Raw genomic sequence first — 12,160 nt, forward strand, 5'->3', positions numbered from 1 at the left:
CGCTCCTACATAAGGAGCGACGAGGGCGATGATTATGCCACTATGTTCAATGGATCTATTTCAATCCACGCTCCTACATAAGGAGCGACTTCCGCTGTTCCTCGCTCATCTCAAAGAAGTTCTACCAATTTCAATCCACGCTCCTACATAAGGAGCGACAGCCCCCTATTTCTGTCGTAACTTCCGGATGTCTGATTTCAATCCACGCTCCTACATAAGGAGCGACATAAAGCTGTCTGGTACTGTCCGGTGTCCTTAAAAATTTCAATCCACGCTCCTACATAAGGAGCGACAGCATGTGTTACAAAGCCTTACCCGGCAAGGCTTTGTAAACGCTTTTTCGCGAATCTCTTTTCAACTCACCAATAAATGTTAAAAACCACACCCTAAATTCGCTGAATCCCTTGTCTGGCGCGGGGTGCGAATGTTCCGGGGATTTCATGTGTACTTGGGGTTCGCACTGTTATAAATTCTTTTTCAATTCCTGATCCTTTTGCTGCTCACTCAAATGCTGTAGTTCCTTGCTGTCATACACTAGACTCAGGGCGGGTTCGAAATTATCACCATGTAAATCAAGCAAAATTTCTGTGTCTTCTGTCTCCCATACTGCCTGATAATGCAATTCGCCTGTCGCTACAGCCATTCCCCATTGGCTTGGTGTATCTTTGTATAACTCTCCCTTCCAAAGGGTATCATCACTGCTAGGCTTGCCGTATTTCTCCGTTAGGCTCTTTTTTAAGTCATTATAATTCTCAATATACTCATTTTTAATGGTATGTTTTTCGGTCACTACGTAAGCTGCACGTACCAATTGATCATCCACAAAAAAGTACATGAGTCCGCTTTCCAGTCCCAATATCTTGGAATAATAGGCAATCGACTCTTGATCTTCTTCCTCAACCTTCATATCTTCAGATGCCTTTACTTGTTCTTTACTCATTCCCCAGCCTACGTTGCGAAATGAAATTTTACCTTGATATCCCTTATTTTCAGTTGCTACCGTCTCATGTACAGATGAACTGGCAGAGCCTCCTGATGCATTTGAACTTGTAGCACTCTCTGTACTCGTGGTACCGCTCTTGGAAGAAGTACAACCCGATAGAACGACCCCTGCTAGACACAACCATAAAAATATCTTTTTCATAAACTGACCCCTTTACCGAATATATACCAAAACTCTACCATGTCTTTGGTAATGGGTCTATAGTAATGATCATACAAACCATTTTTCAGCTATCTATTCCCCAACCATTACGTTATAATAATCTCAATTATTTTATTCCGATGTGAAAAGAGTGATATATATGAATCAGGTTCCTGCCTCGATTCCCCGTCCGTTGGTTAGGGCTAATCAATGGGTGATTGTGCTGTCTGTCGTCTTTACCTGGATTACAGGGGCCAATGGGTTGTTAGCTATTCCACTTGTTGCAGGGTTGCTCGGTGTGCTTTTCAACTTCAATCCGGTGATGCGGGTGGCCAAGCTGTTTTTAAAGAAAAGCCCTTCCTCATATGTGCAGGAAGACCGCGGACAGCAAAGATTTAATCAGCTCCTTGCCGTCTTTTTTCTGCTGGTGGCTCTGGTAGGGTTTACGTTCCAATGGAGTATTGTCGCTTTTGTGTTCTCGGCGATGGTGCTTGTGGCGGCATTGGTGGCTATTCTGGGCTTTTGTGTCGGATGCTTTATTCTCTACCAATGGTCCCAATATCAATATCGGAGAAGAAATCACGTATAGATTGTCTCCCCTTCATCCTATTTTGCAACAATCGTATCCTCAAATACAAAAACAGAGATGGCTATATCTTCCTCCACTTTAATATCCGAAAAGAGGTGCAGCAGTCGGGAATCCATGTAATCCTCCAGTTCTTTGTTGAACTGTACGGGATAGATTTTTTGAACCATTTTGGTTCGAGCTGCATGCACCATCTCTTTCCCGGCAACCTCTTGCGCCAGAAACTTTTCGGATGGGGTTAAATTTCCATACAGCATCGTGATGGCCATGTTATCTACAAAGGTTGTATGTATGCGTTCCGGGCCTTTTCCAAATAGCTCTTTACGTACTTTTCGAATAATTTCGTTAAAACCCGTTTCCCTTCTCATATCGCACCGCTCTCCTAAAATCTACTAAAATCCCTATTGCTATTTCCATCATAACCGATTCCTATCATATAAAACAGAGACTAGCGAAAGTGATTTTTGGAACATGCTTTGTTACATATTTTTTATTACAGGAAAAAATAAAACACAGCCTGCCCCATCGGCAGACTGCATAGGTTTCATACTCCAAACGGACTAGTCCTTTACCAGTCGATTTGAAAGCATCAACATGATAAAAGAGAATAAAACGATGACCGCTACCCAGCTCCAAGAGAGTGTCATATTTCCGACCTCGGACGCGGTGTAAATCGCCGTAGGCAGGGTTTGAGTCTGTTCAGGAATATTACCTGCAAGCATCAGCGTAGCGCCAAATTCCCCTAACCCTCGTGCAAATCCGAGAATGTATCCTGAAATGAGAGATCGGTAGGCAAGGGGCATCGTAATGTGGCGAAACACTTGCCATTCGTTGGCACCTTGCACACGTGCAATCTGCTCCACCTCGGGATCTACGGCTTCAAAGCCTGCTTTGATAGTCCGGTAAGCCAATGGAAAAGCAACAACTACAGCCGCTACCACTGCAGCTCCCCACGTAAATACAATCGTCTGCTGGAATAGGCTTTCGAAGACAGTGCCAATCCAGCTTTTTCTTCCCAGCAATATGAGCAAAATAAAGCCGACAACAGTGGGAGGCAAAACGAGCGGAAGAAGTAGGACGGTCTCGATCACGCTGGTTCCCCTCCGCGGCGCGCAGTTCGCCATCATCCGCGCTACCACAGTAGCTAATAAAAAGACGATGATGCTGGCGACGACAGCGACTTTAACAGATACGATAACCGGAGGAAGAAAAGCTGACCAATCCAACGGGACCCCCTCCTTTATCTGTGAATTCTATTTTCCCGTCATTTCTGTAGGGGCTGAAAATCCATCTTTACTGAACACACTCATAGATTCATCTGTCCGCAGAAAATCAAGAAACTCGCCTGCTTCCTGGCTATGTTTGGTTGCTTTTACAATGCCTTCAGGATACAGGATGGGTGCATGCAATTCCTCGGGCACTTCCAGTGCTATGACCGTTTTATCGGATGATTTGGCATCCGTCAGATAGACGAGCCCTGCATCGGCGTTGCCTGTTTCAACATAATTCAATACCTGTCTTACGTCCTTGGCGAATACCATCTTAGGCTCCAGCTTGTCCCATAGTCCGGCCTTCGTCAGCGATTCTTTGGAATACTGTCCGGCGGGAACGGTAGTAGGCTCCCCAACAGCCACTTTCAGGAAAGAAGGACCCATCAGATCATTGAGCGTAATGCTTTTGTTATCTGTGCTTTTCGCCTTATCTTGCGGAACAACCACAACCAGTTTATTTTGAAGCAGTACGTTATCCTTTTCCACCAATGAAGCATCGGTTAATGCCTTCATTTGCTTCAAGCCTGCCGAAATAAATACGTCAGCGGGTGCGCCTTGCTCAATTTGTTTTTGTAATGTACCAGATGAAGCGTAGTTAAAGGTAAGTTTGATATCTGGGTGCTGTTTCTCATACTGGCCCTTGAGCGTATTCAGACTATCTTGAAGACTCGCAGCGGCTGATACGACTAGTTCTGTCTTGGGTGCGGACTGTGCCGATTGTACAGCAGCCGGAGACGAGCATCCAGCCAGAACCCATGCCAACAATCCAACGAACGTGAATATGTACCCAAATTTCTTTTTCATCTTGTTCTTCCCCTATCCTATAAATTCCAAAATGAGATGACGAAAATGTGATAGCGAAAATAAGGAAACATTGTACATCTCATAACAGGTCGAATCTATTGGGTCAACCCAAATATTTGTGATAAATCGATCTCGCCTCGGCTATGTCCTTCGTGCCATGAATTAAGACGCGTCCATCCTGAAAAAGAACGATTCGATGCGTTCCGATAACAACGGATACCAGGTATGGATTATGCTCCACCTTGCCCCCCTGACGGGATAACAAACGTGCCGCTTCATTCAGATCACGTACAGCACCCGGGGCCGGGCGGATTTGAACCGTATCTCGTCCGCACAAGACAGCCGTTTTAGCCTGATGCTCCGATTGTAAAAAAGGATACACAGGGTGCTCACCACACGTTGGACAATCGGCTTTCTTCATCGCGCTGATTTGGATTGCCTGATGCTGATTGTTCCACAGATCGAAAGAAATCAGCTTCCCCTGTAAGGCTGATTCGTCCCCAGTGAGCAGCTTCAATGCCTCGGCACTTTGGTAAGCCGCCACCATCTGTACAACCGGGCTAATCACACCGACCGTATCACAGGTCGCACCGCCGAGCGGTACGGTTCCGAGCAGGCAATGCAGGCACGGTGTCTGTCCTGGCACGATGGTAAAGGTTGTCCCATAGCTGCCCACACACGCCCCGTAAATCCAAGGGATTTGGTGCTTGACCGCGTAATCGTTCATAAGCAGACGTGTATCGAAGTTATCGGTGGCATCTATGATGAGGTCTACCCCTGCCGCGATATCATCGATTTCCTCCAGCGAGACGTCCCGGACTAGCGCACGAATGTCCACGTCCGAATTGATTTGCTGCAATCGCTTCTGCGCGGCCACTGCCTTGGGGATCTGATCACGGGCATCCGCTTCGTCATAGAGCTGTTGGCGTTGCAAATTACTCCAATCTACATAATCACGGTCTACCAACGTCAGCCGTCCGATGCCCGCTCGCACCAGCATGTCCGCATTGGCAGTACCCAATGCGCCGGCCCCCACCATCAACACGTGCTTACTACGGATATTTTGCTGGCCTGTCGGTCCAATTTTCGAGAATAATTCCTGTCTAGAATAACGGGCATGAGACGCATGCGCATGTGCTTGTGCAGCAACTTCTATTTTCTGGATTTTGTCCATTTCTGACATCGTTGATTTACGCCTCCATACTTATCCATTGATAGCTACAAGTTGATCAGACAAGCTAAAAGTTCAAATGTCGCCCTTATTCGAAAGCTTTGGGGTATTTTGAGGATTCCAGCCACCCAGCTGATGCCCCTTCCATTCTGAGCCGTCCTCCCACACTTCCTTTTTCCAAATCGGTACGATTTGCTTTAACCGTTCAATGGCATGGCGGCTGGCTTCGTAGCAAGTATCGCGGTGTGCAGCAGAGACAGCAATCACCACACTCGTCTCTCCAATTCTTACCGTGCCAAGCCGATGTGTAATCGCAGTACGTGTAGAAGGCCAGCGCTCTGCAATTTCGTCACCAATCTGCTTCATCGTGTTCATGGCCATCGGGACATACGCCTCATATTCAAGCAGCACCGTTCGCTGACCTTGCGTAAATTCCCGAGTCGTACCATTAAAGGTCAGCGAGGCGCCATGAGAAGGGTCGAGCACCTTTGAGGTTACTTCATCGGCATCAATCGGGTCGTACGTAATGGCAAATAAACCACATTTTGAAACGACCGTCTCCATCCCGGGTGCTGACTGATGAAGAGCAATTACATCTGATGGAAGCACAAGTTCATCTGGAGAAGCCAGCTTTTTATGATGGGTAAAAAAAGAACCTGGCAGTTGTGAAGTCACTTCCGGGTACAGCTCATTCAGCTTTTTTCGAATGTCTGCAATGGTCACCGCTCCCTGTGAAAGTTCTACCGTGATCACATCACCAAGTTGCTCCGCCATACCTGCGAATAGTTGAATACGGTATTGCATATGATCTGCCCCCTTGCACCTATTCTATCGATACACCTATCCTATTAATAGAATTCACCCTCCTGAAACCGGAGGAATAATCGCAATCTCATCATGTATACTCACGAGGTCCTCAGGAGCGGCGTAGGCTTGATTTCTGGCAACAAAAGAACCCTGCAACTGAGCTGCTGATTCAGGGAAACACTCGGATAGCAAGTCTTTTAATGCGGCAACGGTCATCGTTTCTTGCACGGTAGGCACCGTAATTATAGGCCCTCCCATCTGTTCCGCAAGTCCGGCAAATACTTGAATATGATAGTTCATTTAACATGCCCTCCTTTTCAGTACAGTGAATGTCCACCACATATGTACCAAGAAAAACCAACATGAACTAATACCCCGAAAGGCTTTATTCCATGCTGGTTAACTATGACGGTGTACATTGAAGATTTTTATATTATATTTTAGATTCAAACAGTTCATCAATCCGTTCGGTATGCGTATATACATTCAGAGAACGACTGCGTATAAAGCCGACGGTCGTAATTCCCAGATCCTCAGCCAACTCAAGTGCAAGCTCTGTGGGAGCTGACTTGGACAAAACAACTTCACAGCCGATCTTCGCAACCTTCAACAAAATTTCAGACGAAATGCGTCCGCTGAATACTATGATTTTGTCTTGTAATACAATATCATGTTTTAGGCAATGCCCATAGATTTTATCCAGCGCATTGTGTCGGCCGATATCTATTCTGGACAGGATCATCCCGTCTTTGTCGCACAGCGCTGCATTATGAACACCACCGGTCTCCTGAAACGTAAGTGCCGAGCTTTGCATTAAATTCATCAAGCGGAAGCAATCGTCAAAAGACAGCGTAACATGGGTGTCATTCATTCTTTTTGCCACTTTCGCATCATTCATAAAATAAAAGCCCTGTCTGCTTTTTCCGCAGCAGGAGGTAATGTACCGTTTGGAATGGAAGTTTTGATAAAACTCATTTATTCGACGGGTTTTAATATGAACAAAGCCTTCTTTTTCCTGAACCCAAATATCTTCGATATCATCGTACCGTTGAATGACGCCTTCAGAGGCCAAAAAACCTACTGCCATATCCTCCACATACTCCGGTGTACAAACCATGGTAGCAAATTCCTGCTGATTGATTTTGATGGTCACAGGATGCTCCGTCACCACAGTGTCTTCAAAACGCTTGATCTGACCGTCACGATAACGTAGAATCTCACGTTTTACCTCAGCTGGCTTTTCCACGTGCTCCACTCCCTTGTTTCTGACAGGCTGGCTCTTCGGCTCACCCGCCGATGTGTGACATTTCAATTTTAGACGTTGCTTGCTGTGTATGATTCAGCCGTTCCTCTGAATAGCGATCGGTACGTTCTCTCCAAACACGCTCAATGTAAGCTCTAATCTCGTCATCGGACTGTTCGGAACGCAGCATCGCGCGAAGCTTGTACCCTTGAGAGGCAAACAGGCACGTGTACAAGGAGCCTTCAGCAGAAATTCTCGCTCGTGTACATGTGGAGCAGAAGGCGTCCGTAACAGACGAAATAATGCCAATTTCCCCGTCTCTGCCCTGATACCTGTAGCGCGTCGCCACCTCACCTTTGTACTGGGGTGGGACAGGCTCTAACGGCATATGCTCGTGAATGGCTTCGATGATCTGCTGCTTGGAAACGACCTGATCCAATTTCCAGCCATTGGTGTTGCCTACATCCATAAACTCAACAAAACGTAAAATATGCTTTTTCTTTTGAAAATAGTCGGCCATGGGAACTATATCTTGATCGTTAAAGCCCTTTTGCACGACCATATTTATTTTCACCTGCATCCCTGCTTGAGCCGCAGCCTCAATACCATCCAGCACCGCCTTTACGCTGCTTCTGCCCCCGTTCATTTGGCGGAATCGATCATCATCGAGCGAATCCAGACTAACCGTCACTCTCTTTAGTCCCGCCTCTCGCAGTGCTGCAGCATATTTAGGCAAAAATACGCCGTTTGTCGTCATTGCAATATCTTCAACCCCATCGAGTTGAGTTAACGAATGAATAAGCGAGGACAAATTTTTCCTCAGCAACGGCTCGCCACCAGTAATACGCAGCTTCGTAACGCCCAGCGAGACAAAAATACGGGAAAGGCGCGTAATTTCCTCAAAAGACAATATTTTTTCTTTTGGCAAAAACGGATAGTCATGGCCAAATATTTCTTCCGGCATACAATATCGGCACCGAAAATTACATCGGTCTATGACGGATATTCTTAAGTCCCGTAACGGACGATTCCATTGATCGTCGCTCCGGTTCGCCATCCTGTTCACCTCAATCCGTCTTCATTAATAAAACTCTTTACACTCTAAATTGGAACGGCATTTCCACTCATTTTATACTGAACCAAAAAACCGGCATCACAACAACTTCTTCGCTTATGAATATCGAAGAATCTGCTAAATGCCGGTTAATTTATCTACATCAGGATTTTATGAATCCCACATCATGTGATATAGAAAAATCAAACTAACAAGCGCTGCGACAAATAAAATATACGCGATTCCCACGTACACTCCATTTACGATTGCTCTGAAATAGATCACATTCCTATTGTTAGCAATCCTGGAACGTTTGTCAATGATTTTTCGTTTTCTCAAACGATAATCATTATCAATTAAAAAAATAATAATGTACCGTTGAACTATCTTAAATTTTACGCTATAGTTACACGAGATGACATGCAGAAAATGACATATCTAAGTTATTGATATACAGACGGTGCGTACTGTTTGTTATTAATACATATTCAAATGGCGGATTGGCCTCCAGGACCTAGAGCTTGGTCACTACTCCACCATAAACACAAGTGCTGGAACACGAGCACTTGTGTTTATGGTGGAGTTTTTTTATTCCTAATTTTTAAATTTAAAATCTGAAAGGAGCCTGAACCGTGACTGATAGTACGATCAAAATTACATTAAACGGACAGGAACTGAAAACGAAGAACAGCGCAACGATTCTTGAAGTGATTAACGAAAACAATATCGCCCATCCCCAGCTGTGTTACGTTCCTGAAGTCGATCCGATCCGTACCTGTGACACCTGTATCGTCGAAGTAGATGGAAAGCTGGTGCGTTCCTGCTCGACACATGCTGCGGATGGCATGAATATTCATTTACACTCGGACCGCGCGAAAGCAGCTCAAACAGAGGCCATGGACCGACTACTGGAAAATCATCTCCTCTACTGCACGGTGTGCGATAACAACAACGGTAATTGTAAATTGCATAATACAGCAGAGCTTATGGAAATTGAACATCAAAAATATCCATATCAGCCCAAGGTTGATCCGACGGAAGTTGATATGTCTCATCCCTTCTACCGATATGACCCCAATCAATGTATTGCCTGTGGCCAATGCGTAGAAGTATGCCAAAACCTACAGGTCAATGAAACACTGTCTCTTGACTGGGAAGCTGAACGCCCTCGCGTCAAATGGGATGACGGAGTCGCAATTAACGATTCCTCCTGCGTTAGCTGTGGTCAGTGTGTAACCGTCTGCCCATGCAATGCCTTGATGGAGAAATCTATGCTGGGTGAAGCAGGCTTTATGAGCGGCATGGATAAAGACTTATTAAATCCGATGGTGGATTTGATCAAGGAAGTGGAGCCGGGCTATAGCGGTATTTTTGCCATTTCCGAAGCAGAAGCAGCGATGCGTGAAACCCGTACGAAAAAAACGAAAACCGTCTGTACGTTTTGCGGTGTAGGTTGCAGCTTTGAGGTTTGGACCAAAGGCCGCAAAATTTTGAAGGTACAGCCTACCTCTGAGGGACCTGTTAACGGCATCTCAACATGCGTAAAAGGGAAATTCGGCTGGGATTTTGTGAACAGTGATCAGCGTTTGACTACCCCCTTAATTCGTCAAGGCGACGAATTTGTGGAAGCGACCTGGGAAGAAGCACTGAGTCTGATGGCCAGCAAAATGGGTGCTATTAAAGAAATGTATGGCGGTAAAGCGCTCGGCTTTATTTCCTCGTCCAAATTTACGAATGAAGAAAACTATTTGATGCAGAAGTTAGCGCGTCAGGTATTCCAAACGAATAACGTCGATAACTGTTCGCGGTATTGCCAATCCCCCGCCTCATGGGGGCTGCAGCACACCGGAGGCATTGGCGGCGACAGCGGTACGATTAAAGACATTGCCAGAGCAGGTCTGGTCATGCTGGTCGGCTGTGCGCCGGGAGAAGGACATCCGGTGCTGGCTACCCGTATTAAACGTGCGCATAAGCTGCACGGTCAAAAGTTGATCTCGGTCGACCTGCGCAAGCATGAAATGGCAGAACGCGCAGATCTGTTCATTCGTCCGAAGCAAGGTACAGATTATGTATGGTTATCCGCTGTAGCCAAATACATCATTGAGCAAAACTGGCATGATGCAAAATTCATTGAAGAGCATGTAAACTTCTATCCTGAATATTTGAAATTGCTGGAGCGTTTCACCCTGGAATTCGCAGAGCAGGAAACGGGCATTTCCAAAGAGACGCTAATTGAGGTCGCGACTATGATTCACGAAGCCGACGGCACTGCCATTTGCTGGGGCATGGGTGTGACGCAAAACATCGCAGGCTCCTACACCTCTATTGCGATTGCCAACCTGCTACTGGTGACCGGAAACTTTATGCGTCCAGGTGCAGGCGCGTATCCGCTTCGCGGACATAACAATGTTCAGGGTGCTGCTGACATGGGCACGATGCCGGATATTTTCCCAGGCTATCAGCCTGTCACCAACGATGACATTCGTGCCAAGTTCGAAGCGGCCTACGGGGTACAAATTCCAGGCCAGCGCGGACTGGACAATATTCAAATGCTGGAGGCCATTGAAACAGGTGAGCTAAAAGCGATGTATATCGCTGGAGAAGAAATGGCGTGGGTGGATGCGGACTCCAACCACACACAGGAAATGCTGGCGAATTTGGATTTCCTCGTCGTTCAGGATGTATTCCTGAGCAAAACAGCAGAATTCGCGGATGTCATTTTGCCAGCCGTACCTTCGCTCGAAAAAGACGGAACCTTTACGAACACCGAGCGTCGTGTTCAGCGTTTATATGAGGCGCTCAAACCTGTAGGAGACAGCAAACCGGACTGGTGGATTTTCAGCCAATTTGCCAAGCAAATGGGATTTGATTGGAACTACAGTCATCCAAGTGAAATTTTTGAGGAAATGGCGTCACTCACTCCATTTTTCTCCCAATGTAATTATGACGTATTGGAAGGCTGGAACAGCTTTCACTGGGGATCGCCGGATGGCAGCAGCACACCACTTCTACACACCAACGGCTTTAACTTCCCGGATAAAAAGGCACGTCTCGGTCTTTTCGAATATGTACCGCCTAAACAATACCCGGCTGAGTTCGATCTGACCTTAAACAACGGTCGACTGCTCGAACAATTCCATGAAGGAAATCTGACGACCAAATCACCGGGCATCCAGCTCAAGCTTCCAAGTGTATTTGTGGAGGTATCGCCGGAATTGGCGGAGGAACGCGGAGTCAAGGACGGATCGCTGGTTCGTCTGGAATCGCCATATGGTGCCGTAAAGCTGCGTGTTCTCGTCACCGACCGGATGCATGGAACCGATGTCTACGTACCTATGCACTCCAACAGCCATGACAGCGCCGTGAACCTGTTAACTGGCGGAGCATTCGATGTAATCACCAACACACCAGCTTATAAGCAAAACAAGGTGCGGATGCACATTTTGGAGGTAGATGGTCAAAATCCGCTGCCACGTATCAACCCGCGCTATAAACAGCGTCATCCGCAAAACGGGGTTGAAGTGGAGCGGAAATGGAATCGTCCCGGTTACGTCGATCTGGTGGATCAAAAATAAGGAGGTCGGACTCATGGCTAAGCCTATTTCAATCGTACGAAAGCGTGTGTTGACTGAAGAAGAACGACAAAAACAATCGCTGGATCAGCTTACTGCTGATCTGGCGGACAACGGGGCGGCCTTGCAGAAGACGCTCGAAATTGTATGTGAGCTGCACGATAGCGGTCTTCTCGAAGCAGCTCAGTCTATGCTGAAAGCCAAAGAAAGCATCGCCAAAATCGCTGTAGGACAAGCGACGCGCAAGCCTGTGACAAACATCATCAACAATCTGATGGGAGCAGCCGGCATGCTATCCGAGGTCGACCCTGAGCTGATGAAAAAGCTGGTGGGCAGCGTTACTATGGGCCTGAACGAAGCCGAAGAGCATTTAAAACAGAACAAAAAGACACGCCTGCGCGATCTCATGAAGGCTATGAATGATCCGGATGTAAATCGGGCGATGGGTTTTGGCATTCATTTTCTCAAAGGGCTGGGGAAAGGCTTGTCCGATAAGTAGCTGAATATA

12 protein-coding genes and 1 CRISPR repeat array (1 of these 13 cut by a window edge) are annotated in these 12,160 nt (G+C 46.6%); of the genes, 3 read left to right on the top strand and 9 right to left on the bottom strand.

Annotation, left to right across the window (positions count from 1 at the left end; all coding sequences use genetic code 11):
* Nucleotides 1-293: direct repeats of the CRISPR family, unit length 32 nt; unit sequence ATTTCAATCCACGCTCCTACATAAGGAGCGAC (it extends 151 nt beyond the left edge of the window).
* 170 nt (nt 294-463) lie between these two features.
* Entirely contained in the window at nt 464-1,144 is a 681-nt protein-coding gene (locus tag AC0WRU_RS16925) for a hypothetical protein (RefSeq protein WP_476125644.1), read from the bottom strand.
* A gap of 160 nt (nt 1,145-1,304) precedes the next feature.
* Between AC0WRU_RS16925 and AC0WRU_RS16930 the strand changes: the two genes are divergently transcribed.
* Complete coding sequence (locus AC0WRU_RS16930) at nt 1,305-1,733, top strand: DUF4395 domain-containing protein (RefSeq protein ID WP_476125645.1); 429 nt, start codon at nt 1,305-1,307, stop codon at nt 1,731-1,733.
* Nucleotides 1,734-1,750: 17 nt separating this feature from the next.
* Here AC0WRU_RS16930 and AC0WRU_RS16935 read toward each other — a convergent pair whose 3' ends face one another.
* The 8 genes from AC0WRU_RS16935 to moaA all read right to left on the bottom strand — a co-directional run bounded on the left by AC0WRU_RS16935 (nt 1,751) and on the right by moaA (nt 8,083).
* Entirely contained in the window at nt 1,751-2,098 is a 348-nt protein-coding gene (locus AC0WRU_RS16935) for a Na-translocating system protein MpsC family protein (protein ID WP_025685630.1), read from the bottom strand.
* Nucleotides 2,099-2,290: 192 nt separating this feature from the next.
* On the bottom strand, nt 2,291-2,956 hold the full coding sequence (modB, locus tag AC0WRU_RS16940; protein ID WP_476125646.1) for a molybdate ABC transporter permease subunit: 666 nt from the start codon (nt 2,954-2,956) through the stop codon (nt 2,291-2,293).
* A gap of 27 nt (nt 2,957-2,983) precedes the next feature.
* On the bottom strand, nt 2,984-3,805 hold the full coding sequence (modA, locus tag AC0WRU_RS16945) for a molybdate ABC transporter substrate-binding protein (protein ID WP_476125647.1): 822 nt from the start codon (nt 3,803-3,805) through the stop codon (nt 2,984-2,986).
* A gap of 103 nt (nt 3,806-3,908) precedes the next feature.
* Nucleotides 3,909-4,988: a thiazole biosynthesis adenylyltransferase ThiF gene (locus AC0WRU_RS16950; RefSeq protein WP_476125648.1), complete on the bottom strand. Its 1,080-nt coding sequence runs from the start codon at nt 4,986-4,988 to the stop codon at nt 3,909-3,911.
* Between the two features lie 63 nt (nt 4,989-5,051).
* A complete protein-coding gene (locus tag AC0WRU_RS16955; RefSeq protein WP_273041977.1) occupies nt 5,052-5,780 on the bottom strand; it encodes a molybdenum cofactor biosynthesis protein in 729 nt (242 codons plus the stop codon).
* A gap of 54 nt (nt 5,781-5,834) precedes the next feature.
* Entirely contained in the window at nt 5,835-6,083 is a 249-nt protein-coding gene (locus AC0WRU_RS16960) for a MoaD/ThiS family protein (RefSeq protein WP_476125649.1), read from the bottom strand.
* 133 nt (nt 6,084-6,216) lie between these two features.
* Complete coding sequence (fdhD, locus tag AC0WRU_RS16965; protein ID WP_476125650.1) at nt 6,217-7,029, bottom strand: formate dehydrogenase accessory sulfurtransferase FdhD; 813 nt, start codon at nt 7,027-7,029, stop codon at nt 6,217-6,219.
* A 40-nt stretch (nt 7,030-7,069) separates the two neighbouring features.
* Complete coding sequence (gene moaA / locus AC0WRU_RS16970; RefSeq protein WP_025685637.1) at nt 7,070-8,083, bottom strand: GTP 3',8-cyclase MoaA; 1,014 nt, start codon at nt 8,081-8,083, stop codon at nt 7,070-7,072.
* A gap of 629 nt (nt 8,084-8,712) precedes the next feature.
* Here moaA and fdhF point away from each other — a divergent pair.
* Nucleotides 8,713-11,655 (top strand): formate dehydrogenase subunit alpha, encoded by a 2,943-nt coding sequence (fdhF, locus tag AC0WRU_RS16975; RefSeq protein WP_476125651.1) that lies wholly within the window; start codon nt 8,713-8,715, stop codon nt 11,653-11,655.
* A 13-nt stretch (nt 11,656-11,668) separates the two neighbouring features.
* A complete protein-coding gene (locus AC0WRU_RS16980; RefSeq protein WP_476125652.1) occupies nt 11,669-12,151 on the top strand; it encodes a helical membrane plugin domain-containing protein in 483 nt (160 codons plus the stop codon).
* Nucleotides 12,152-12,160 lie beyond the last annotated feature (9 nt).

It is taken from the genome of Paenibacillus sp. 1-8 (assembly GCF_056316205.1).

Bases quoted from the DNA above. Each gene is read 5' to 3' on its own strand.
- AC0WRU_RS16925 (WP_476125644.1), bottom strand. From the start codon at position 1,144: ATGAAAAAGATATTTTTATGGTTGTGTCTAGCAGGGGTCGTTCTATCG.
- AC0WRU_RS16960 (WP_476125649.1), bottom strand. From the start codon at position 6,083: ATGAACTATCATATTCAAGTATTTGCCGGACTTGCGGAACAGATGGGA.
- AC0WRU_RS16950 (WP_476125648.1), bottom strand. From the start codon at position 4,988: ATGTCAGAAATGGACAAAATCCAGAAAATAGAAGTTGCTGCACAAGCA.
- moaA (WP_025685637.1), bottom strand. From the start codon at position 8,083: ATGGCGAACCGGAGCGACGATCAATGGAATCGTCCGTTACGGGACTTA.
- AC0WRU_RS16955 (WP_273041977.1), bottom strand. From the start codon at position 5,780: ATGCAATACCGTATTCAACTATTCGCAGGTATGGCGGAGCAACTTGGT.
- AC0WRU_RS16980 (WP_476125652.1), top strand. From the start codon at position 11,669: ATGGCTAAGCCTATTTCAATCGTACGAAAGCGTGTGTTGACTGAAGAA.
- modA (WP_476125647.1), bottom strand. From the start codon at position 3,805: ATGAAAAAGAAATTTGGGTACATATTCACGTTCGTTGGATTGTTGGCA.
- AC0WRU_RS16935 (WP_025685630.1), bottom strand. From the start codon at position 2,098: ATGAGAAGGGAAACGGGTTTTAACGAAATTATTCGAAAAGTACGTAAA.
- AC0WRU_RS16930 (WP_476125645.1), top strand. From the start codon at position 1,305: ATGAATCAGGTTCCTGCCTCGATTCCCCGTCCGTTGGTTAGGGCTAAT.